This is a genomic window from Pseudoalteromonas sp. SWYJZ98 (assembly GCF_015864495.1).
GTDB classification, from domain to species: Bacteria; Pseudomonadota; Gammaproteobacteria; order Enterobacterales; family Alteromonadaceae; genus Pseudoalteromonas; species Pseudoalteromonas distincta.
On the sequence record NZ_JADYXA010000026.1, the window covers coordinates 21,245 to 46,714 of the forward strand.

Here is a 25,470-nt window from a genome sequence, read left to right on the forward strand (position 1 = left end):
TATCAATGAATTATTTTTCAGCATTAGTAGAGCAGTCATTAAGCAGAGCGAAAGAATCAACTTTGAGTGTTTTGGGGATCACGAACCCTAAATTAAGAGAGCACCTGCAAGTACAAATGCAGGGTAAATGCGGAGATGAGGGATCATTTTTAGCCTCCCCATTATTTGAGCATACTTTTGGTTGGACACAAGCTGAGCCAAAAATGAAAGATTTAGTCGATGATAAACTCTTATCTTCTAAAGTAATGTCATCTCTCGATAAAGCAAAAGTTACAAATAATAAGGGCAAAGTAGTCGAGAATAAGTACCAGTTTAAGTCAGAGTATCATCCTTATACGCACCAATTAGCTAGTTGGGAAACGTTATTAGGTGACGATGTTAAATCAGTCGTTGTTACGAGTGGTACGGGGTCAGGTAAAACAGAGTGTTTTATGGTGCCAGTTCTTGAAGATCTTTACCGTGAGCAACAAAGAAAACAAGAGAAACTGTCGGGGATCAGAGCCATTTTTTTATACCCGCTAAATGCATTAATAAATTCACAACGCGAACGTTTACATGCGTGGACAGAAGACTTTGGTGGTGATATACGTTTTTGTTTGTATAACGGAAATACTGAAAATAGTGAGATTAAGGTACGAGCAAAGCAATCTCAAGTACCCAATGAAATACTTTCACGAGAGTTGATGCGTAGAGAGCCTGCGCCAATACTCGTTACAAATGGAACTATGTTGGAATATATGTTGGTGCGTAATGTTGATGCACCAATTATCAATAAATCTAAAGCAGAGCAGTCATTGCGCTGGATTATTCTTGATGAAGCACATACTTATGTTGGCTCACAAGCAGCGGAACTCTCAATGCAATTAAGGCGAGTGCTGCAAGCTTTTGGTGTAGAGGCTAAGAATGTAAGGTTTGTCGCAACGTCGGCAACAATTGCTGATGAAGATGCTGAAGCACAGCTACAAAATTTTTTAGCTGAGCTTGCAGGAGTATCACCAAACCAAGTCGTGGTCATTGGTGGTAAGAGAGCAATACCAGAGGTGAGCTTTAATATTAAGAATACTCTTTCCTTAGCGCAAATATCAGCTATTGAAGCGAATGAATCAGATAAAGCAAAGGACTTTGATCCTGATGTTTCAACTAAAAGGTTTGAAGCTTTATGCCAATCAGAAGTTGCAAAGACAATTCGAGATAAATTTGTTCAAAGTGATAAACCTATTAAGTTAACGGATTTAGTCGAGTTTCTTCAAGGGCGATTTCCACATGATGATTTTAATCAAGAGCTAGTTCTTAAGTGGGTAGACTTATTAACAGGGACTAAGTCAGATAAAAGCTCTCAAGCATTTCTGAAAGTAAGAGCGCATTTATTTCAACGAATGCTAAATGGTCTATGGAGTTGTATAGATCCAAACTGTCCAACAAAAGACAGTACCGTATTAAAAGATCACTGGCCTTTTGGTAATGTGTATGTTGCACAGAGAAGTCGGTGTGACTGTACTGCTCTAGTTTGTGAAGTCGGTTTTTGTAATGACTGCAATGAACCTCACTTACTTGCCGTTGAGAAAAACCATGCAATTGCTCAACGAGAAACAAATGTATCTGATGAATTTTCATTGTTAGTAGACGTAGATGAAGATCCTGAAGAATCGACTTCTAGAGCTTCAAATAAAAAGCATTATATTTCACCAATTACATTATTAGCTTCTCCAGATAGGGAAGGGAATTTTATAAGTGTTGGTATTAATAAAACATCTGGGCTTATTGGAGGCTTAGAGGAAGATATTACGTTATATCTATATCAAGACTATGAAAATGAATGTGGAAATTGTTCATATAAAGGCTATTCAGGAAATAAACCAATAAGGAGAGCAATGCTTGGCTCTCCATTCTATGTAGCTAACGTTGTACCAACATTATTAGAATTCTGCCCAGATGCAGAAGTTGTTGATGGATTAGGACCCAATAGCCTGCCAGGAAGAGGTAGAAAATTAATCACCTTTACTGATAGCCGTCAAGGTACGGCACGGATGGCGGTAAAAATGCAGCAGGAAGCTGAAAAAAGTAAACTAAGAGGGTTAGTTTTTGAAATCATTAAAAAGAAACAATTACTATCCCCTCAACAGGAACGTCTTGATGATGACACAAATATTGAAGAGCTGAAGAAGCTAGCAAATCAGTTAAGGGCTATAATGCCAGCAAAAGCTGCTGAAATTGATGAAGAGATTAATGCTAAATTAAGTGGAAGCTCTACTCTTAAGTTTGTAAATATTTCTTGGGAAGAAATGCTTACAGAATTAATGCTTAAAGAAGATATTAATACCAACATTCTCCATTATAACAAATATGCAAACCAAGAAATATTTGGTACTGATACGGGAAAACGTAAAGTAGCGGATATGCTGCTTACTCGGGAGTTTATTAGAAGGCCTAAGGTTTACCATAACCTAGAGACTCAAGGATTAGTTAAACTCACATATGATAATTTAGGTAAAATAACGGACTTACCGGATAATTGGTCCAGTAAGCAATTAACATTACAAGACTGGAAAGATTTTTTAAAAATTTGTTTAGATTTTTATGTAAGAGATAACAGCTACTTTAAGCTTGATGATGATTGGAGACAATGGATTGGCTTTAAGTTTGCAGCCAAAACTCTTATTAGTCCAACAAGTGATGATAGTAATGAAAACAGAGTAAAAAAATGGCCTTCTATAAAGAAAAATGTTGCTAATCGTTTAGGGAAGTTACTAGCTTTAGGAGGAAGTCTAAAATTAGATAACGAAACGGATATACAATTAATTAATGACTGGTTAGCCAAGGCATGGAGTCATTTAACTAACCCAAAATATAATTTATTGAGTAATGATAACGGTAAATTTTATTTAGATAGAAGAAACATATCTTTTAGCCTTATGTGTGATGGATTTTTATGTCCATCAACAAATAAAGTTTTAGATACAACATTTACCGGGTTAACCCCTTATTTACCCACTCATCTTAAGAGTTTTGATCCAAAATCATATTCCTGTAAACCTATTAAGTTACCTCAGTTGTGGGATGCATTTGAAGAAACAGGAGATTTTCAAACTGATTTATCAAGAGTTCGTGAATTCATTAAAAATAACTCTGAAATAAAAGAAATGAGAGAACTTAACCTCTGGACTGATATAAATGACAGGGTGTTAGAGGGCGGCTTTTATTATCGTACTGCTGAACATTCAGCTCAACAATCAGCTGATCGGCTAAAAATTTACGAGGACGATTTCAAACTAGGAAAAGTAAACGTTCTCAACTGTTCAACAACAATGGAGATGGGTGTTGATATTGGCGGTATTTCTGCCGTTGTAATGAATAATGTGCCCCCTCACCCGGCTAATTATTTGCAAAGAGCAGGGCGTGCAGGGCGTAGCAATGAATCTAGAGCAATAGCGTATACACTTTGTAAAAGTAACCCTCATGATAGTGAGGTATTCAATGATACAGCATGGCCATTTGTAACGAAAATACCCGCACCTCAAATCTCATTAGACTCATCTAGATTGGTTGCACGCCATGTAAACTCATTATTGCTATCAATATATTTAAGAGATGTTATTGGTACTACTGATAAAGAAAAAACATCTTTAAATTTACAATGGTTCTACGAATCTGAAGAGGGGGGGATTTCTACCTGTGACAAGTTCAAAGCTTGGATGGATTCGGCTTCAGTTCCTATTGAAGAAGCATTAAAAAGTTTAGTGAGAGGCACGGCGTTAGCTGGAAATGAAGTTCGTAGTGTCATTAATTCATCTAAAAAAGCAATAGAAAAACTACAGGCTTCATGGTTATCTCAGTTGAATAATTTAAGCTCAGCATTAAAAAGTGCATCAAAAGATTCTCCATTTGAGTATAGAATAACTCTTGAATTGGCTAGACATAGAAAAGAGTATCTTTTAAAAGAACTAGCAGCAAAAGCCTTCTTACCTGGCTACGGGTTTCCGACAGATGTTGTTACTTTAAACAACTCAAACATAGTTGATTTTCGTCGTGACAAAGAGGGGAAAAAGTCTAAAGCAAAATTTCGTGAAGATAATATATCTCAATTAAGAGGTATGCCTAGTCGTAACTTAGCGGTAGCGATTAGAGAATATGCGCCTGGAGCACAATTAGTTATTGATGGGCGGGTATTTCGCTCTGCAGGTATTTCACTTAATTGGCAAAAGTTAGGTAGTAGCGCTAAAGAAGCACAAAAGTTTGATGTTGCATGGCAGTGTAGTTACTGTGGCCAAACAGGCATCGATAGATCTAGTTCTACATCAGATGAACTTAAGTGTTCTAGTTGTAATCGTGATATACCTTCATCTTTAACTAAAAAAACAATTGAACCAACAGGCTTTGTTACTGACTTTTTTGACTCTCCAGGTAATGATATTACTAGACAGAACTATATTCCAGTTCAGCCAGGCTGGCTATCACTAAATGGTGAAGAATTTCCGCTTCCAAACCCTGCTACTGGATTCATGAGTTATGGTAATAATGCAACTTTATTTCAACACTCATCAGGAGAGAACGGAACGGGCTTCGCAGTTTGTTTATCTTGTGGGAAAGCAGAGTCGATGACAATAGATAGTGAGTTCCCAATAGGGTTATCACCAATCTCAGAACATAGGCCAATTATATCCACCCCTAAATCTAAAGACTCTGATGGCTATCAGCTACCTTGTGATGGTAGTGCCACTGTGCATTCTGATATTCACATTGGATGTACAAGCCTGACGGATGCATTTGAGTTGACATTAAAGCATCCGATTACAGGACAATATATCGATGTATCTGATGAAGGAGAAACAGTAGCGTTAACTTTAGCTGTTTCATTAAGAAACGCATTAGCTCATAAATTAGGTATCTCTACATCTGAAATTGGCTATGCAGTTAGACCTTCTAGAGATCTGAATTCAAACTTACCTGCGATGGTCATACAACTTTATGATGCAATAAGTGGTGGTGCTGGGTTTGCTACTAGTGCAGCACGTTTCATCGGTAAACTATTGGTTGATATGCACTCAAATTTAGCTTGTTCATCAAGCTGTGATAAAGCTTGCTCTTCATGCTTGTTAGATTCAAATACAAGACATGATACCAATCATTTAGACAGAAAAGCTGCAACTGAATGGTTAGGTAATGACTTTATAAAGTTTATTTCACTTCCTTCTGAATTTGAGTATCTAACTGGATCAATATACTGTCATGAATCGATAAAAGAGTGCATTTCTCACCAAATAAATAAAGGGGCTAACTCTATCAAAGTTTGGTTATCAAAAGAAACTAATGAATGGGATCTGGATGCCAGACAAGTTCACATGTTTATTTATCAGATGATACAAATTAATGGGGTTGAGTTGTCTTTTGTATTACCAAACATTCAATTTGGAGAAAATGATAAACGCAGCTTACTTAGATATAAAGAACTGGGTATAAAATTACTAAAACCAAATAAAGAGTTAACTAATGGCAGTATGGTCGCTCTGGTTGAGTCTGCTAATAAATCAGTTTCAATTGCTAGTCAAAGCGCAGAAATGCTGTCACCCAATGGATACTGGTTAGAAAGTAATAGTGAGGATATGTTAGTTAAATCTAGCTTATCGCAAGATTTTAAATTTAGTGAAATAGATACATCCCAGTGGATTGTTAACCTATCTGACGGTGCAAGAGTTGAGTTTAGCACTGAGCTTAATGGTGAAATAAAATCATTTGGTGGCAGGTTTTGGGCATTTATTTGTAGAGAATATGAGCCGTTAGCAAATGAATTTAAAGATGGTGAGTTAATAGAGGTTGCTTATACAGATAGATACCTTCAATCACCTTGGTACATGATTATGTTAGGAGAAATTATTAGAGGGTTGCCTTTTAATTCTAAAACTTCATTTGAACTACAGACATTATTCTCATCTAAGCCGGGAGCTGGACGCTTTATAAATCATGATTGGGATATTTCATCAGATATGGTTGAGGTGATCAACTTGTGGTTTCAAGAAGGTATTAAGTTACCTTGCTTTATTGATTTACACGAAAATAAAACGGATATATCGCATCGAAGAGAGCTTACTCTTAAATTCAAAAATGGTAACGAATATTGTATTGGTTTTGATCAAGGAGTTGGCTACTGGAATCATGACCTTCCGAGGAATAAACATTATTTCGATTTTAAAGATGTGAGTGAGCAATTATTTCAAATGTTTGAAGCGTGGGAAAATGGGAGCCTTAAAAACGGTTTTGATTGGAAAACTGTTTTATATATAAATAAATCATAGCTATTAAACTCTTTTAACCAAATTACATTAAGGTAATAAAAATTACTAAAATGTAATTTGTTTTATACGCTACGATTTAAAAAATAATTAACCTATTGTTTTTATATCTCCTAGATTCAAATTGTAAGTGCATAACTTGTTTTGGCTAGATTAAGTGGTCAGTTGCTCATAAACTAACTGCTTTTTCTCCGGCAAGAGATTTTACAATGAGACATTACAAACAACTGACCTATGCGCAAAGATGCCAGATCGCCGTTCTAAAGAAAAGCGGTTTTACGCAACAAAGTATTGCTGAGCTAACTAATTTATCGCAATCTACGATTTCAAGAGAGCTTTCTAGAAATACAGGTAAGCGAGGTTACAGACACAAACAAGCTCATGAGCGGGCTTTGTTTCGCCGAAGAAGTGTAAGAAAACCGCTTAAGATGACACCTGAAATGATAGCTTTAATTACACAGAAGCTTAATGAGAAGTGGAGTCCTGAACAAATAACGGGATGGTTACGCAAAGAAAGTGAACGGTCTGTCAGCCATGAATGCATTTATCTGTATATCTGGGAAGATAAAAAAGCAGGTGGTGAGTTATACCTACATCTGCGCCGACACGGTAAGAAATATCACAAGCGCAGTCATGGTAAAACAAACCGAGGGCAAATAAAAAATCGCGTTAGCATTGAAGANGGTAAAACAAACCGAGGGCAAATAAAAAATCGCGTTAGCATTGAAGAGCGCCCACAAATAGTTGATGAGAAAGGTCGTATCGGAGATTGGGAAATAGATACCGTCATAGGCAAAGGTCATCGAGGCGCCCTTGTTACCATTGTAGAGCGGGTCACCCAATTCACTGTATCAACTCAGGTGGCAGGCAAAACAGCACAAGCCGTCACTACGGCGACGATAGAGCTATTAAGGCCATATAGGTCAGCGCTTCATAGCATCACGGCTGACAATGGAAAAGAGTTCGCTTATCACGAGCAAATCACAGAGGCTTTAAGTGTTCCTGTTTATTTTGCTCACCCTTATCACTCATGGGACCGCGGATTGAATGAAAACACGAATGGATTACTACGTCAGTATTGGCCGAAGAGCACCGATTTTAAGGCGGTAACACCAGCGCAAGTTATACCAGTACTTGAGCAACTTAATAATCGTCCGAGGAAGACACTTGGATTTGAAACGCCTGCAAAATTGATGCAGGATCACTTGGCGGCTAAAGCCGCCTAAACGTTATGCACTTCAGATTTGAATCCGCGTCTTTTTATATTTGGAACGGTTTTCGCTTTATATGATTATCTAATCATATGAGGAAAACGTAATGGCTTTTATTGTCACAGAGGATGATCGATTTTTTGTATTACCTGAAGTAACCAATAGTAAACACGCCCTGGTTAGAGAGGGACAAAGAGGGATATCTAAAAAGCAGGTAATGCTAGCTTATAAATATGGTCGAGTGATACATGCAAGACGAGCCGTTTATCGTGTGATTGGAAATAAAGAGATTGAAAAGTATGGTTCTATAGAGCCAGAGTTAAAAAATATGAATGGAATTCAACTTGTTATGTCATCAAAAGGGACTGTGTTAACTACCTTCCGTAACAAGGACTTAAGAAAAGTTCGTCCATATAAGCATAATCATAAACATTTACATTAATTAAAGTTTGATTGACACAGAGTTAATCAAACTTAAAGGATTTTACATGGAACTAAATAAATTTGTAGCAACAAAAGCTCGCCCTTTACCCGTAATTATCATGGCTGATACGAGTGGTAGTATGGGAATAGAAGGCAAGATTGAAGCTCTAAACTCTGCGCTCAAAGACATGATCACTAGTTTTTCAACAGAAGGGCGAATGAGAGCAGAAATTCACCTAACAGTTGTTACGTTTGGTGGTAGTGCAAAAACACATCTAAAAATGATTCCTGCTCATCAGATTGAACATGTGGATACCTTAGTGGCTGATGGTGGAACTCCATTAGGAAAAGCTTGTGATCTAGTTAGGGGAATAATTGAAGATAAAGAACTTATACCTTCAAGGGCTTATCGCCCTGTCATTATATTAGCGTCAGATGGTTATCCAACCGACGCTTATCAAGCTTCATTTACTAAATTACTTGAAAGTGACCGAGCGAAAAAAGCAACTCGATTTGCTTTATCAATAGGGGCAGATGCTGATAATGAACTACTTAAGTCTTTTGGCAATGATTTAGAAGCTCCTCTATTTTATGCTAAAAATGCTTCTGAAATATCTCGTTTCTTCCGAGCGGTAACGATGAGCGTATCAAACCATTCAAGGAGTCAGAAGCCTAATGATGTGATGACTCTAGACTATGTGGTTGAAGAATTGGCAGATGATGATTTAGATATTCCGTTATAAAAGTATTATTTGATGAGTATTAAATTTGTTACAGCCACTTTAATTGGCCCTGCTCATATAGAGCAGCAGCGATCCAATCAAGATGCTGCTAAATGCAAAATTTCTAATGGTTTTTGGGTGGCTGCTGTTGCCGATGGCATGGGGTCGAGAAAGCTTTCTGATATAGGCTCCAAATTAGCAGTAAATATTGCTATAGACGTTTGTATGCGTAGCGCTTTTGATATATCCGATAAAGAGTTAGTGACTTTGATTTATTCAAATTGGCTATGTGAATTAAAAGCTTCTGATATTTCCTCAAATGATGCCGTAACAACGCTGTTGTTGACTTGGGGTAATAACAAAGGTCAATTCCGGTACTTTCAAGTTGGAGATGGTGAAATTGTTTCTAATCTCCGGCAACTGTCATCTAATGAGACAGATACTTTTTCTAATGAAACAACAGGATTGGGCATTAGTAAGAAGCTTTCAGATTGGCTTATAGGTTCAACCTGTCTTGCTGAAGGCGAAAAAGGGATAACATTAATGACTGATGGAATATCAGAGGATATTGATGATCATGTTGGGTTTAGCTCATCAGTAATAAGTAATGCTAAAAGTAAAAGTTGTAGAACATTAAAAAAGAAATTAATGACGTTATTAAAAGCATGGCCAACACCTAATCATACCGATGATAAAACAATTGCAGTGGTAATATTAAATGACTGAAAAACGAAAAAGTACGGTTTATGACAAACTCGACAACGCTTATGAATTAAAATCTCGGGTTGGTGAAGGTGGCCAAGGGATTGTTTGCACCACCCAAATGAATGGGATTTTAGTTAAAATCTTAAATACTAAAGATACCGATAAAATTAAAAAATGGAATGATCAAATATCATGGTGTTTGAGGCAAAACCTGTCGGATTTAAATTTGGCACTTCCAAAAATACAAATTGTAAAGCCTAGGATTGGTTATGTTCTTGAACTTATGGATGGACTGATACCACTACAAGAAGTTTTGGAAACTAGTTTTAATGATTTGGTTGATAATGAGAGTGTTAGTGAATTTATTAAAACTGGTGGTTTAAAGCGACGTTTAGATATTTTGCTTAAGGCAGCTAAAACATTAGCCGAACTTCATAGCCGTGGATATGCTTATGGCGATATATCACCAGCTAACATTTTTGTATCTAAAGATGCTCGATATTCAGAAGTTTGGTTTATAGATTGTGACAACCTTTGTTTTAATGAAAGAGAAGGGTATACGCATTTACATACCCCAGGGTATGGTGCACCAGAAGTTGTGAGAAATGAAATGCCTGTTAGTGCTTTGACTGATCAATGGTCATTTGCAGTGATGACGTTTGAGCTATTAACTCATCAGCATCCTTATAAAGGAGTTTATGTTGAAGATGGTGAACCAGAGGTTGTAGAGGAACAAGCTTATAAAGGTGAACTACCCTGGGTTTATGACTCAAATGATGATAGCAATGAGAGTACTGGAGGTATATCTATTAATCTTGTTGCAAACAAAAAACTAATTACGTTGTTTTCAGAATGCTTTGAGCAAGGTAAAAATGAATCATATAAAAGACCTTCAATGGCGCGATGGCGCGATGCTATTCAAGAAGCGTTAGATCATCTTATTGAGTGTCCAGGGTGTGGTGGAGACTACTTTTACATTGAGCAGTCAGAAAAGCAGAAATGCCCTTTTTGTCCAGCAGAGGTTGGCACTGAACATTATGCAGTATTTAAACAATTTATTTTTGAACCTACGGTTAATGAAGACGGTGGAGAGTATAGTAATCAAGAAATGGTTTCTACGAATCATTTTCGAGTGATTTGTGATGGAGGATCATTGTCCTTCAATTCCTCACCTTATAACACTGAGCTGTGGTTTGAAAGTGAAGCTGATTTAAATATATCTATGGAAAATGGAGATATTTATTTTCTTCCTGAATCTAGCGCTGTTTGCAAAATATCAAGAACAAAATCTACTGAAGAACATGTTATCAGTAGAAAGCAAAGAATACCCTTTAACCGAAGAGGTATGCATAACCCTTATCTATTTACAACTTGGCCAAAAGCTGCAGAGAAAAATCCTGAGTATCAAAGTTTATTAGCTAGTTATTGCTGGCAGCTAGTGTGAGGTTTAAATGGAATTATTAAATACTAAATGTTTACAGCAGGCTGTAGTTGAACTTACTTTTGAAGACAAGCATGACGCTAATAAAAATTGGCAGGTAGGTAAGTTAGTTGAGCTATTCGAAGAAAGTGGTAGTTATTATGCAAAACAAGGAGCTGAAAATTTATTTTCAGAAGTGAGCTTTAATAATTCAGCGTTGGCAATATCTGTTAGTCACTCTATTGCTGATTCGGTTATAAGTGTTGCATGCTATAAAAACAGTAACGCATTAGCCGTTCGTTATGCGCATATTCTTGATAGTTACAATGAAGATATTACTTTTAAATTAGAAAATATAGTTATTGATGCGATTAATAAAATTGATCGCAAAGTGACAGACTTTAAATCTGCTGAAGAATGGCTTTTCGATCAGTTTATTTTTACTAAAGAAAATCATTCAGGTGTGTTTGTAGAATTTATTGCTAATTCTAAAACAACATTTCACATTATTGGAATAGACTATAAAGCAATTATCGATAAAGTAAAAAATGAATGGTTACTGACATCTATTCGCAGTTTTGATGGCGTTTATGACAATTTATATGTTTATTATGGTGAGCATCGGTTTACTTTAGAGTCAATTGAAACCCAGCTTAAATCTAATAAATATCAATTATCTCTTGAGCAACACTTACAAGATTCTGCCAGCTATTTTAGGCTTTGGCAAAAGTACTCTGAAATGGATTGGCAACAACATGAGCGTGTAGCTAAAGCTGCGGGGTTTATTGAATATACTGCGGCTTCAAGTGACTCAGATGAAGAGATAAGATTTAAGTTCAAGGTTGGTAGTGAGAAGTTAAAGCATTTTTTTGAACAATATAAAAGTCAATTAGAAATGCTTGGGGAGTCTTATTCATTATATGATGCAGAGTTACAGATTAGTAAAGAACCACCTAGCTGGCTTTCTTCTACTGAGCATCAATTTGAAAGTGATGCTAAACCTTTACTGTTAAGTAAAATAGCAATTAAAAATGACGACTTAATTGCTAATTTGCGCCAACGTCCACCACAAAAAGGTGTCATGTATGTTTCTTTAAATGGAGTGTTAAAGCAGCATGAACGTAAGCAAACAGCATTTAAGTTGTTAAAAGAGTCAGCAAATCCTTTACCGCAATTAAAATTCATCTTGGAAGGTATACAGCCACCTGAAGTAAAGGTGAAAAAGGTTAGGGCAGTAACTAGTTCCCTTAAAAAACAGTTACAAGGTAAATCATTAACTTCGAAGCAAGAGAAAGCTTTAAAAGTAGCGCTTAATACACCTGACATTGCCTTGATTATTGGTCCTCCTGGAACAGGTAAGACTCAAGTTATTTCAGCAATTCAGCAACGTATTGCTGAAGAAGGTAACAAACTTAATGCTTCACTTCAGCACCAAGTATTGTTAACTAGTTATCAACACGATGCTGTTGATAATGTTGTTGCAAGATCAGGAGTATTTGGGCTTCCAGCGATAAAAGTAGGAGGAAAGGTTGGTGATTTAAGTCAGCAGCAAACGACATCGGTAGATAGCTGGACTCAGAAAATAATTAATAAACTTGCCCCTGAAATTGAAAAAGAAATTTCTACCAATAGCGAATTTCAGCTTATTGAACTTATTACTTCAACTATTTTTCGGATAAAAACGTCCATCAAACCACATGATATTTATGAGCAATTGAAGTTTTTGCAGGAGTATATGAAACGACTGGCAATTGATTTTGGAATTAAAGTATCTCAACAACAAGATAAAAGCATTGAACGTTTATTGGAGCGCTTTTCTGTTATTTCAGCATTTTCATTAACTAAAGTATTTAAGGAAAAGCTATTAGTTGCAACAAGAGCCGTTAGAACAAAAAAAGTAGCGTATGCTGATGACGGCGAGTTACGTTTAGCACAGTTAATTACCATATTAAAAGAAAGTGATACGACTTGTGCTATAGCATCCAAGTTTGAAAGTTTCGATACTTTTAATGTTAATTATAAAAAATTATCAACTCTAAAAAATGAGCTTATTGAGGCAATTCAAGACACATATATACTCCCGAATCAAAGATGGTTAAATTCTAGAGAGCTAAAGAGTTTAAATAGCCTAGTTGATGAATTGGAGCTTTCTTTGATGAGTACCCCAAGACTAGGGCAATTATATTTCCGTAATAAATACTTAGAAGCTTTATCAGTTGAAAAGAAGCAGGTAAAAAGCTCTCTTTCTGAGTACAGTGCTGTGTTGGGGGCTACGTGTCAGCAAGCTGCGGGTGCTCCGATGGCTGGCATCAAATCTGTTGAGCATAGTCGAGATATACATTTTGATTCCGTTATTGTTGATGAGGCGGCTAGAGCAAACCCATTAGATTTGATGATTCCTATGGCTATGGCTAGTAGGCGAGTTGTACTGGTTGGTGATCACCGTCAGTTACCTCATATGTTAGAGCCTAAAGTTGAGAAAGAACTTCAAGAAAAAAATGAAGTTGATATAACAGATCAAGAGCTGCTCAAACAAAGTTTATTTGAGCGTTTATATCATTCATTAATGAAGTTTGAGCAAGATGGTTCAAGTGATCATAAACGGGTTGTCATGTTGGATACTCAATTTCGTATGCATCCAGAATTAGGTGCCTTTATAAGCCGTGAGTTTTATGAGTTATTTGGTTTACCACCAATAAAGGCAGGTTTGGGTGATTCTAATTTCCCACTTGATGTACCTCACTATGAAGGAAAGCTTGCTGCATGGATTAATGTTACTCAAGCTCAGGGAAAAATGCGCTCTAAAAATGGCTCCAAGTATAGGGATTGTGAAGCAACTATTGTTGCTGATGAAGCATATAGGATTCTACAAGCAAGGCCCGATTTAAGTGTAGGGATTATCACGTTTTATGCAGCCCAAAGAGATTTGATTATTGAAAAAATGATAAGTAATGGAGTGATGGAAAAAAGTGTGGCTGGAAATGTAGTAGCAACAGAATATACAAGTCTATCAAATGGTGACGAGCGTTTCCGTGTAGGTTCAGTAGATGCTTTTCAAGGGAAAGAATTTGATGTCGTTTTACTTTCAACGGTAAGGCATTGGCAAGAGCCTGATACTTTAACTAAGGAGTCTGTGAACAATCAGTTAGGTTTTTTAAGAATTCCAAATCGTATTAACGTAGCTATGTCTCGCCAAAAAAGATTATTAATTGTTGTTGGTGACAAAAGTCTCGCTAGCGAGCATTTAAATCAATTAATGCCTGAGGGTGAAAGTTGCTCATCTGAAGAGAGGGTACTTGTTGGCTTCCCTAAGTTTTATAGTGAGTTATGCCAAAAGGAGAAAGGAATTGTTTGCTAATACTTATTACAGAATGTCAGAATTTCCTAGGGTAAAGCACTCTCAGCTGTTTGCCTGGCCGGTGTACAGCAAGGAAGTTTATTTATCATCACCGAAAGGGCGGATGTTAAATTTATTTGAAAAAACAATTCTTGAACTTATAAAAGTAACAGGCAGTAGAAGCTTAACTTCAACCCAAATAGCAGAATGGCTAGGGTTAGAAGAAGATATGGTTTTGTATATTCTAACTGCAACTATGCAGCCTAATGGTTGGTTAGATAAAAACTTCAAAATAACTTCTGAAGGTATTAAGTTATTAGAATCTAATGAGGATGCTGATATTACGTCAGCGTTAATATTTCAATGTGCTGTTACAGGAAAGTGGCTGCCTAGAGTTGCATACGAATCAAATGAGTTAGAGCCTGTAGGCTTAAACAATAAGCTCGCATTTAAATTAGATAGAGCGTCAGGTAGAACAGAGCAGGCATACCAAGTAAGGCGCTACATTAATGCACCTAATGAAGCGGATGAGTTCATACTCAATGATATTATCAAAAAAGATAGTGATGCGAGGTGGGTAGCTTTTAATGTTATGGACGATGTTGATAGTTTAGCTAAATCATCGGATAGAGCTATTTTGTCCTCAAAGGCATCAAGTTCCGACTACATTCTGGTGTGGGCTGATAGGTCATCTGGTTATAAATTTGATTTCATTGACCCATTTTCACTTAGTGATAAAGCAAGCTGGATGCATGATCTTTTTGAACAAGCAAGTAAGGCATTGCCTGATTTACAGAAGTTTGTTCTCTCACGATTCAACCATGAAGATGAAGAGTTGACCTACACAGAAAGCCTTCAGTTAATGCAAGAAAAAGCAAGGCTAGAGGTGTTAATTCAATATCCCAGTGCTCACTCAATTAATGGGTTGATTGAACCATTATTTGAATTATTAAATGATAAAGAAAAACTGCTATGCAATAAGAATTCAGAGTTTAGTTTAAACCGTAGCGTTATAAATAGCTGTGGTTCAATTGTTGAAGTTATATGTAAAAACATACTTGTTGAAAAACCTCTTAAACGAGTGGAAGTTTTACCTACACCAAACCTTAGTAATGACAAAAAAAAACGAGAATTAACTTTACTACTAGAAACAGCAACAACGCTAACAAATACTCAAATTCAGACCGTTTTAAAGGTGCAACCAGGAAAGATATTCCAAACTGCAATAGGGCGAAGCTCAACCATGCGTTCGCTTTTAGCAACAATATTTATTTCTATGCAAGAGTATTCTCATCATCCTATGAGTTTCTTAATAAGTGATGTGCTTTTATTCGACGAAGTCTATTCCTTATCGTTTGATCGAGATGAAGCTTCACATGGTAATAATACCAAATACACTCGAGAGCAAGCGTTACATTACATCAACATTGTTGACAAGTTTTTAAAAAAAATATTAGTGGATTAAGTTATGGCCAAGAAAGGTACAAATAGAAGAAATAGTCCTGCAATACCTGTTGCAGAAAAACCTAATTCAGCAACATCAAGTAGTGTTTTAAACAATATGTTTAAAAAAATAGGTGTGACTACAGAGGAGAAACTTGTAAGTAAATTGAATGTAGATGAAAGAGAAAAATTATCAGAGCTTACTTTAAAGCTTCAACAGTTAATTGATGAAAATGAAACAATAAAAAAGACTCAAGATCAAAGCAAATTTGAGATTGAGGAGCGAATGGAAAAATTGAATACAGAAGAAAATGAGTATAAAGAAAAGTTATCTTCAGTAAATGAAAAGGAAAAATCTCTAAGCTCAAAAGAGAGCAGTGTATTAACAAAACTTGAGCAGCTAGCTAAAAAAGAAAAAGTACTATTCGAACAAGAAGCAAATGCTAAAGCAGGTTTCGCTATTGAAAGGCAAGAAGCCTTGGAATCTCTTAAAGAAGAATATCAAAAAGTAGAACAAAAAATATCATCATTAGATGAACAAAGAAGAGCTGATGAACTGAAAATGATTGAGGAAAATGCTCGTAGACAAGTGTTGATAAAAGAAGAAGAGAAAGCTCATTTTTCTGCAATTAGAGAAAGCATTGAAAACGAAAAATCTATTTTGAAAAAAAAACAGATTCAATTTGAGAAGAAAGCATCTGAAAACAAGCTATTAAGTGAGCAACTTAAGAGTAAGCTTGAATCTCAAGATAGTTGGAAGCAGCAAGTATATGAAGATTGCCAAAAGGAATTTCAAAGTGTAAAAGCTTCATTGGAAAATGAACTCAAAAATTTGGATGTTTACAGAAAGCGTGACGAACAGAAGATAAAAGATTTAACAGATCGCCTACAAAGTTATAAAGAACTAGAAAGGGAAGCAAGAATTCAAGAGCTTGGCTCTCCAGTTGCCGTTCTTGAACGAATGGATGAGTTAGAAAAAGAGTTAAAAGACACACGTAATAAGTTAAAAGGAAGAAGTGAAGATGATCTTGAAGAAGAGCTTGACTACTACAAGGAAAAAGCAGAAGAATTAGAAGAAGAACTTCGAGAGTTAAAACAAAGTTATCAAGAAGTTAAGGGACGAGAAAGTAAATACAAATTAAGTATGCTGGAAAAACTTGAGCTGCAAAAGCATAAAGATTTACTGGAAGCCAGCAATGCGGCATTAACTCACAGTATTGAAGCTATTCGTGCCCAGCTGGATGATTTAATAGAAAAGCAACAGTCTCAAGAAACATTTAAAGAACTAACCTTAATGGATCGCAAACATAGTGAACCAGTTGCTGCTCAACCAATAAATTCATTAAAAGAATTTACAGAAGATTTACAGCACCGAATAGCAACATCGACAGATGTTGAGTTGTATTATGACTTGGAAGTAATTAGAAAGTTTATTGCGGGTTTAGCATTAAGCCCTTTACATGTTTTTCAAGGGATATCAGGCACAGGTAAAACGAGCTTGGTAAATGCGTTTGCAAAAGCAGTGGGTGGACAAGTTACTCCTGTACCAGTGCAAGCTGGCTGGCGTGATAGAGATGACTTGATTGGTCATTATAATGCCTTTGAGAAGCGTTATTACGAAAAAGAATGCTTACAGGCGATCTATCGTGCTCATACACCTTCATTTAGTAATCGTTTTAATATTGTGTTACTTGATGAAATGAACTTATCAAGGCCAGAGCAATATTTTGCAGAATTTTTATCAGCGATGGAACAAAATGAACTTGAACGTAAAGTTGTTTTAATGGACTCATCAGTAGTTAACCCTCCCAAACACTTTGTCGAGGATAGAAAGGTATTGTTAAAACCGAATACTTGGTTCATGGGTACGGCAAACCATGATGAAACTACATTTGAATTTGCAGATAAAACGCATGATCGCGCATTTACACTTGATCTTGAAAAACAAGAAAAACCACTACACTGGCGAGCGAAAGCGAGTAAACATACGGTTATAGACTTTAACTCGGTAACTGATTTATTTGTAAAGGCGCAACACACACATCAACAGTTAATTCAGGGGATTTTACAAAAATTATTGAAATCCAACTTTACAATGATTTTGGAGGGTCAATTTGATATTGGTTGGGGAAATCGTCTGGAAAGTCAGGCATTAAGATTTATATCAGTTTATAAAGATTGTGGCGGGCAAGCTCCTGATGCATTGGAGCACATGTTGATTACTAGAGTGTTGAGGAAAGGTAAAGTACTGGGGCGTTATGATATTTCGATTGAAAAGCTTGAAGAATTGAAAGCCGGTTACAAAGAGCTTTTTAAATCAATTAATGGTGATGGTACTAAGGGCGAAAAAATAATTGAAGCTGAAGTATTAAGGAAGAAGGAAGGGGTTTATTAAAGATGTTATTTGACAGGGTAACATCAAAAAAGATTAAGCTAAATGATGTGTCAAAAATTCAGTCAGGGCGCTATGCCCTGGTTAATGCTGATACAAAATTAGGTTTTGAACAAAGAGTATTATTTGAACCGTTACTACCTTCAGAAATTGAGACTAAATACACTAGCTCTATATCCTTTTTTGATACTAAAGAGTTATTTACTAATGATGAGATAGTTAAAGAGCAACAACAGCTAACAATAATATTTGATGCAATAAAACAAATAAATGATAAGTATGAAAGCTTGAGTCTAGCCGATTTTAGTCACTTTTTACCCCCTGAAATAAGCAAAGATATTACGCCAAATGAATTAGATAAGGGTATTGATGAAGTATTTGAAAATGGAGTGTTATTTCAAATCAATTCAGCACCAAGAATGAGTATGCGGTATGACACAGAGTTACTTCCAACAAGCCGAGTAAAACGTTATGCAAATAATTACCAAAGTCATTTGGTTGCACACTCTGAGTGCTGGCAACAAAGAACAGTTGTAGGGATTATCCCTAAGAAGCTACTTGCAAAAGTGAGTGAGGATGAGGTTGTAATATATGAAAACATTGTCTACGCAAAGTTGATTGATCATATTTTTAATTATTTATCTTTATATAAAATGCGACTAGAAGAAATAACCGGTTTTATTGAGAAGTTTGGTACATTAGATGGTAATGGTAAAGATCATAGGTTGGTAACTCAGGTATCTGAAGATTGGGGGAGGGCATTTGTAGAAAATGATGTTGGTAAGCTACAAGAGCAAACAGAAGCTAGTATAGATAAAGTAAATGCGAACCTTCGTAAATTATCACAACTTAAATCTGAACAGTTATATCGTTCGATACCAAGGGCAGTACAATTACCAATAGAGCTAAAACAAACTAATATTCTGGTGCATGATAAAAATTACTCTAGAGCAGCATCTTTGTGGAGAAAGTGGTTAAAAAATTCAAATACTGAACGATTGACACCACAGCAAATTTTAGAGAAAAAACAAGAGAACTTTGTTCTTTATAAAGACTATATAGAGTTGATATTAAAACAAGTTTTTATGAATCTCGGCTGGTCTTTAAAAAAGGACAGTATGGGGATCAAGTTAAAACATGCTAATACATTTGAATTGTATCTCCAGGATACAAATCAAGGCGAATGGGTATTACTAAGAAACACTAATGTTGTAGCACGAGTAATTGCTATACCAGAGCCTTTAATCGAAGAGATTAAAGATAATGAAATAGTGCAAGGAACTTTGATTGTTTGTCCAGAAGTAAACCCGTTAATTGAATCCGATAGAATTTTAGCCATTTCTCCTATTACAATACTAGGTAAGGAACACTTAGCAGGTATGCTTCAGCAGCAGATCATTAAAACTATAGTCAAAGAGTATTTAGTTGATTTTCCAGTGAAATTACCGAATTCTATAAGTAAATTATATGATGGAAAGTATGACTGTTACCTGACAGATAATGAATTGGCAAATGCTAAAAAACACGCAAATAATGAATTATACAGTTTAATAGTTTCTAAACGTAATATTTCAAAATACTTAAAACAATGCCCTGTTTGTAGTGAAGCCTCAAAGCCTGAAAGTGTGAGTCAGTCTTCGAGTGATTACTTCACTGCTAATTGCCGAAATAAAGCATGTAAAGCCTCATGGACTTTCGATAAAATAAAGTCCGAGTTCATATTAAACAATGGTTCAAAAGCTAATGGTAGATTCTCTTTTCTTATTAATTTCAACTCTTAACCAACAAATTAAATAAGCTATAAGTGCAAACCTTAAATATAAAGTAACTTACTATAAAGTAAGTTATTTTATATTTTTTTGCGGTGTTTTTGTCTCTTGTTTTTAACTTTTTGATTTTTAATAATTAATATATTTTTATTTGTGGCATATATGTCGCACTTACATATTTAAATAATACGTAAAGTGAGAGATATATGAAGCAAGTAGAAATGGTTATATTAGCAAACTCAATAAAACACGGTGAACACTGTGTAGCAGGCAAAGACATTAATACCAAAGAGTGGTTTAGGCCTGTTAGCGACGAATCAGGGGGTGCTTTAAGCCTCAAGCAAGTTATGTGCACTAATCCATATGGTCAGTATCCAGCTAAACCAATGCAAAAAATAATAATGACGCTGGGGCAACATGTTCCGAAAATGAACCAACCAGAAAATTTTCAAGTAAATGATTCTAATTGGGTACAACATTATAAATTGGCTGAAAATGAGCTAGAAAATTATTTAGACTTACCAAATGATCTTTGGGGAAGGAACGATAGGGTTTCATTTAATAAAATACACACTGGTAATATCATAATTCAAAATTCTTTATATTTAGTTAAGGTTGAGGATTTAAAGTTATTTGTGTCTAATAATGGAAAAAGGAGATGTTCTTTTTCTTATAATGGAATTCAGTATGAGTTAGCTGCAACAGATCCTATGTTTGATAGTTTGCTAAAAACTAACGTAATACTCAAAGGGATCCTTTGCGTTAGCTTAGGCGAAGAATATCTTGGCTATTGCTATAAGCTTGTAGCATCAATTTATTAGGCGGTAATATGAAAATTAATACGATTGGTTTTACCAAAAAAAATGCTCAAACATTTTTCAATTTTATTAAGCATGAAAGTGTTTCCACCTTAATAGATGTCCGTTTAAATAATGTATCTCAATTAGCTGCTTATGCTAAAAGAGATGATTTAAAATTCTTTTTGAGAGAATTGTGTGGTTCTGATTATGTTCACATTCCAGATTTAGCACCGACTAAAGAGCTACTTAATAACTATAAAAAAGGTTATATCTCATGGGAGCATTATCAGGAGAGTTTTTTAAATTTAATGGCTCGAAGAAATATAGAACGAATACTAAAACCAAGCCTCTTAAAGGATAGTTGCTTATTATGTAGTGAGCATGAGCCTCACTTTTGTCATCGCAGACTAGTAACTGAGTACTTAAATGCCCATTCAGATTTCAATTTTACCGTAAAACATTTGTACTAATGGATAATATATTAATCGTATACCCCGACCTATTCAATTGCTTCAGCAAGTTTGATCGAAAAGTTAAAAATATCACAACCGACATTGAAAATTTTAAAATCTCTTATTTACAAGACTCTAATAAATTAGTCACGGGATATGTTAATAAAGCTAATAATATTTGTATCGCCGAGCAAATTATGCAGATTGATAACTCAGGATTAACTCATGCGATAATTTTTGATGACGGTGAATCATTTAGTAATGAAATTAAAATCATTAGATCCTTAGAAATACCATTAAGAATTATTAAAGTTATGGTTACGAGAGTCATTAACATTAAAAAGGATATAGAGTTCAAAGGCATAAAAAGTACGCCTAATTATGAATATATTGGTAGAGGATCGTATTGGGGCAATCCTTATTCAATGTTTGAAGATGGTGATGATAGAGACGAAGTTATTCGTAAATATAAATATGATTTTGATTTTGAGAAATTTCCAAATAAGGAAAAAAGTGAAGTATTTAAGTTAGCTGGTAAGAAATTAGGCTGTTTTTGTAAACCTGCGGCTTGTCATGGTGATATTTTGGCTGATTTCTTAAATCAGTGGGATGATAATAGGTAATCAACGTTAGAGCAGAAAGAAAAAATCATAGATATTTTAAATACAATGAGATGCATTGAAAGATTTATACCATCCCTTCAATAAATAATTAAACCCAGTTGTCTTTTATATCAAATGATTAGCGAGGTTCTTATAAATAATGCAGATTCAGCGGTATAATTTACTTTTGGAGTGTATACCAAAAGCTCCACATTGTGTTTCAGCACCCTACTTGAAAGCTAAGCTTTCAGCTAGGGGCTTCGAGATTTCAACTCGCATGCTGCAGAGAGATCTTCAATCCCTATATGAGCAAGGCTGCTTCGGTCTTGAAAAAGACACGCGTAGTAAGCCGTATGGTTGGTCTATCAATGCGCAGTGGCGAGGTGGTAGCGCTAAAATAATGAGCAGTGAAGTCGCTGAACATTATTTGCTGCTAGAGCAGCTACTACCGCAATCTGTACCGAGCGATGTGAAACGCTCTGTGCATACTAAAGCAGAGCAGGCTCTTAAGCGTTTTAATGGCCATGTACCTGACTGGCTTGCAACCCTTCCAAAATCGTCGTTAAAGGTGAATATTGATACTCATTTAGTTGCGCAAATTGAGCATGCGATTAAGCATAAACGTGCTGTGAGCGCTGAGCTTTATAGAGTGCTTTACGATGAGGCACATTGGTTAAAGTTTGCTGAATTAAGCTTTTATAACTTAGTTGAGCAAGACGGTGTGTTGATGGCGCAGTTTATGGTGGGAGAGCTTCACGACAAGTGTTATCAAATGCCGGTTTACCGCATTCGCAATGTACACATTTTGCAAAAAACACGACGAGAGCCAAGTGCTGAGCAGTTAAAGTCGTTACGCAGTGCGATTAATAAAGGTATGAAGCAAGAAACGATCGAGTTAATTGTAAAAGTGCCTAACCACTCTGCAGTTAATCAAGGTTTTATTGAACTTGGCGAGCTGATTGACAAGCAACAGATTGACGATAAAAACGTATTACTTACCTACCAGACTATTGATACTGAACAACTAACCGATGAGTTATTTAAATGTGCTCATTGGCTTGAAGTTATTAAGCCTGAAAAGCTGCGGCAAAGAATCGCTACAAAGCTTAAAGCGGCCGCTACCATCTATAAATAACTCCAACTAGTTTAGGTGCGTCAAAAATTGACGCACCTATTTGTTATGCTCCTTTAAAAGTTAAGGAGTAGTTATGTTTCAATTAATTCAGCAAAATGATGGTTTATCAATCGGTGTATTTGGCATTGGTGGGTGTGGCTGTAATACGCTTAACAGTATTTTTGAACAGCGTGAGTCTGATCAGGCGCACTTGTACAGCGTTAATACCGACAAAGTGGTGCTTGAGCATACACAAAGTGATGAAGCAGTGCTTATAGGAGCTGAGCTCACGCATGGGTATGGTGCCGGCGCCGACCCTAAAGTTGGGCTGCAGGCAGCGGAAGAGAGCAAAGAGCAGCTTTTAACGCTTATTAATGGCTGCGATATAATACTGTGTGCAACAGGGTTGGGAGGTGGAACTGGGACTGGCGCTAGCCCTTATATTGCAGAGCTTGCTAGCGAACAAGGTAAACCCATTATATTTGTTGCTACATTGCCATTTAGTAGTGAAGGGCAGTTTAGAAATAATATAGCGCAAGCAGGTTTAAATGAGCTTAAAGAGCATGCTAATGCTGTTATTACACTCCCAAACGATCAACTTATTGAAGTGCTAGGTAATGATATTGGTTTATTTGACGCCTTTAAGCATAGCAACCAAATACTCCACTCACTGATAAAATCACTCATCGATATGCTTTGCTATCAAGGCTTAATAAACGTTGATTTAAATGACTTTGCTAAAATTATGGATTGCCAAGGCGATGCTGTACTTGGCGTAGGCAAGTGTAATGAAGAGAGCGAGCTAACTACTGCGCTTGATGGGGCACTTAACAATCCGCTGGTTAATCAAGTTGATATGTCATCAAGTACGGGTGTAATAATACAAGTAAATTGCAAAGATGAAATTTCACTCGGTAGTTATAACCTCATTACCGATACAGTACGTCAGCAGGTAAGCCCAAACGCGTTAGTTATTTGTGGTGTTTCAAAAATAGAAACCTTAGCAACCAATTATGAGCTACTGGTTATTGCTACGGGCGCGAGTTCTAAAATGGTACTTGATGACACTAAAAGTGAGTCAAGCTCTAAAGTAGTCGCCACTAAGCCAAAGCCATCTGATATTTTTGACATACCTGCTTTTATAAGAAATCAATCTGCACCACCTAGTAAAAGCTCTTTATAGGTTTGTAAATAACGACAACGCTGTATATGCAATATGTAAGCGCTACTCTAATATTTGCAAAGGGCGGCTCTTTTTAAGCTTTTGGGTTTGCTGGATTATATTACTCCAGATAGTTGAATATGCATTTATTGTGCTTTTGACGTTGGCGATAAATGTATTTGAATTATCAAATTTAAAAAATGATTTTTGTGTCGTTTTGTTTTTTAACTTAGCCTGTATTTTTACTTCTTTAAGTACTTCCTTCTCAAATAGTGAGAAGTTTTTATAAAGTGCTTTAATATCAGTATTATATAATTTATTCGAGTGATCATAATGTTTACTCATTGGATCGTGCTCTGAAACAGAGTGATGAAGCATTTTTTTAGACTCAATTTCAGCAATCGTTGATGAGCCAATTTTTTTAGTTAGCACTTCTTTCATGTGCGATTTTAAAAAGCTGCGCAGTAGTGTTGGAAATGCTCCGGCAGATCCTTTTATATTTATGTTATCTCGCGGGGCCGCCACCATGTTCTTTGGTGCATGATATTTAAGAGTTCGGTTTAAACTCTCTTTACTTATTGGGTTTGAGGCTTTTTTAACCTTGCAGAATAAATAGGTGCGGTTTATGTCTGGGTTTAATTTTAATTCTTGTTGTATCGCTTTTTTCATTTCGGATGTAAGTTGTATTTTAAACTCTTTTTGGTTTTTCATAGCACCGCGAGTGGTATGAGTTGTTTCAGGAAACGTCAAAAACTTAGGGTTATCTAAATCATCTATATACGATAGATGAAGGTTGCAAATATTTATGGGTCTTAGCCCAGTAAACATCATCAGTAGTACGGCATTTATTAATGTATTATTTTTAGCTGTTTTTAGGTTTATGTATAGCTGAGAAACAAGAGATATATCAGTATAGGCCTTACAAGGAATAGGCTTCGCCGTTCGAGAAGATATATAATTATTGTCTATTTCTAGGAATGGATTAGTGCCATTATTATATTTATTTTTTGCGAATACCCACAGTTTTTTCATTTGCTCGAATAGCTTAGCCACATGCGGGCCACTTTTCTCTGTTAGTAGTTGGTCAAGCGTTGCTTCTATTATCTCAGGCGTAATAGTCTGAAATAACGTATTTTTACCAAAAGCATTTTGAATTGCATTAAGGTAAGAGGTGTATGTTGTTACTGTAGTTTCAGCTAACTTGCTAGGGCTATGCTTATTAATTGACTGTAAGTTTTCTATTTGTTTACTCACTACAAATTCGAATGTGTAATCAGAGGTGTTCTTTTTGTATATTTCGGTCGCTCTTAATTTCGCTGCCGAAAAACTCATAACATTAGAGTCACCAATCTTGATATTTTTTATGCCATGTTCTTTTTTAAAATGAGTAAAAAATTTAATAATGCCATCATGCTGGAATACAATTCTTATTTGATCTTTAAGCTGATACTTTGAAAGTCTTCTTCCTTTTTCTTGCGCCAATATAATAGTCGCAAGACTGGCTAGCTCTTCCATTGACTCGTCATTGTACGGTGGCTTAAATGCATTAAATTCAGCCATGCAAAGGTCACGACTTTTAATCGTGACCTCACATGGTTTTACTGAATTTAATACTGATGTTGCCATTAATA

16 protein-coding genes are annotated in these 25,470 nt (G+C 35.9%); 15 read left to right on the forward strand and 1 reads right to left on the reverse strand.

Going from position 1 to position 25,470, the window contains the following annotated elements; genetic code table 11:
- The first annotated feature begins 5 nt into the window (after positions 1–5).
- The 15 genes from I6F10_RS14005 (at position 6) to I6F10_RS14075 (ending at position 23,860) form a co-directional block, all read left to right on the forward strand.
- Positions 6–6,290 carry a DEAD/DEAH box helicase gene (locus I6F10_RS14005; protein ID WP_197099030.1) on the forward strand — a complete coding sequence of 2,095 codons (6,285 nt, stop codon included), beginning with the start codon at positions 6–8 and terminating at the stop codon, positions 6,288–6,290.
- Between the two features lie 206 nt (positions 6,291–6,496).
- A complete protein-coding gene (locus tag I6F10_RS14010) occupies positions 6,497–7,513 on the forward strand; it encodes an IS30 family transposase (RefSeq protein WP_197099031.1) in 1,017 nt (338 codons plus the stop codon).
- A gap of 91 nt (positions 7,514–7,604) precedes the next feature.
- On the forward strand, positions 7,605–7,940 hold the full coding sequence (locus I6F10_RS14015; protein WP_197099032.1) for a hypothetical protein: 336 nt from the start codon (positions 7,605–7,607) through the stop codon (positions 7,938–7,940).
- A gap of 46 nt (positions 7,941–7,986) precedes the next feature.
- Positions 7,987–8,664 carry a vWA domain-containing protein gene (locus I6F10_RS14020; RefSeq protein WP_024596476.1) on the forward strand — a complete coding sequence of 226 codons (678 nt, stop codon included), beginning with the start codon at positions 7,987–7,989 and terminating at the stop codon, positions 8,662–8,664.
- Between the two features lie 12 nt (positions 8,665–8,676).
- Complete coding sequence (locus I6F10_RS14025; RefSeq protein ID WP_197099033.1) at positions 8,677–9,369, forward strand: PP2C family serine/threonine-protein phosphatase; 693 nt, start codon at positions 8,677–8,679, stop codon at positions 9,367–9,369.
- Entirely contained in the window at positions 9,362–10,792 is a 1,431-nt protein-coding gene (locus I6F10_RS14030) for a protein kinase domain-containing protein (RefSeq protein ID WP_024596474.1), read from the forward strand. The genes I6F10_RS14025 and I6F10_RS14030 overlap by 8 nt, the downstream gene beginning before the upstream one ends.
- A gap of 7 nt (positions 10,793–10,799) precedes the next feature.
- The gene (locus tag I6F10_RS14035) at positions 10,800–14,126 is read left to right on the forward strand and encodes a DEAD/DEAH box helicase (RefSeq protein WP_197099034.1); all 3,327 of its coding nucleotides are present in this window, start codon (positions 10,800–10,802) and stop codon (positions 14,124–14,126) included.
- Positions 14,116–15,570 carry a hypothetical protein gene (locus I6F10_RS14040; protein WP_197099035.1) on the forward strand — a complete coding sequence of 485 codons (1,455 nt, stop codon included), beginning with the start codon at positions 14,116–14,118 and terminating at the stop codon, positions 15,568–15,570. The genes I6F10_RS14035 and I6F10_RS14040 overlap by 11 nt, the downstream gene beginning before the upstream one ends.
- 3 nt (positions 15,571–15,573) lie before the next feature.
- On the forward strand, positions 15,574–17,943 hold the full coding sequence (locus I6F10_RS14045) for an AAA family ATPase (protein WP_197099036.1): 2,370 nt from the start codon (positions 15,574–15,576) through the stop codon (positions 17,941–17,943).
- A 2-nt stretch (positions 17,944–17,945) separates the two neighbouring features.
- Positions 17,946–19,721, forward strand: coding sequence for a hypothetical protein (locus I6F10_RS14050; protein WP_024596470.1), 1,776 nt, complete (start codon positions 17,946–17,948; stop codon positions 19,719–19,721).
- A gap of 194 nt (positions 19,722–19,915) precedes the next feature.
- Positions 19,916–20,530, forward strand: coding sequence for a dual OB domain-containing protein (locus I6F10_RS14055; RefSeq protein WP_024596469.1), 615 nt, complete (start codon positions 19,916–19,918; stop codon positions 20,528–20,530).
- A gap of 8 nt (positions 20,531–20,538) precedes the next feature.
- Positions 20,539–20,979 (forward strand): DUF488 domain-containing protein, encoded by a 441-nt coding sequence (locus I6F10_RS14060; RefSeq protein ID WP_024596468.1) that lies wholly within the window; start codon positions 20,539–20,541, stop codon positions 20,977–20,979.
- Entirely contained in the window at positions 20,979–21,584 is a 606-nt protein-coding gene (locus I6F10_RS14065) for a DUF4326 domain-containing protein (RefSeq protein ID WP_197099037.1), read from the forward strand. Before I6F10_RS14060 ends, I6F10_RS14065 begins: the two co-directional genes overlap by 1 nt.
- 256 nt (positions 21,585–21,840) lie before the next feature.
- The gene (locus tag I6F10_RS14070; RefSeq protein ID WP_197099038.1) at positions 21,841–22,698 is read left to right on the forward strand and encodes a WYL domain-containing protein; all 858 of its coding nucleotides are present in this window, start codon (positions 21,841–21,843) and stop codon (positions 22,696–22,698) included.
- 73 nt (positions 22,699–22,771) lie between these two features.
- Positions 22,772–23,860, forward strand: coding sequence for a cell division protein FtsZ (locus I6F10_RS14075; protein ID WP_197099039.1), 1,089 nt, complete (start codon positions 22,772–22,774; stop codon positions 23,858–23,860).
- A gap of 42 nt (positions 23,861–23,902) precedes the next feature.
- On the opposite strand, the gene I6F10_RS14080 is transcribed toward I6F10_RS14075, so the two are convergent.
- Positions 23,903–25,465 carry a tyrosine-type recombinase/integrase gene (locus I6F10_RS14080; RefSeq protein WP_197099040.1) on the reverse strand — a complete coding sequence of 521 codons (1,563 nt, stop codon included), beginning with the start codon at positions 25,463–25,465 and terminating at the stop codon, positions 23,903–23,905.
- Positions 25,466–25,470: the final 5 nt, after the last annotated feature.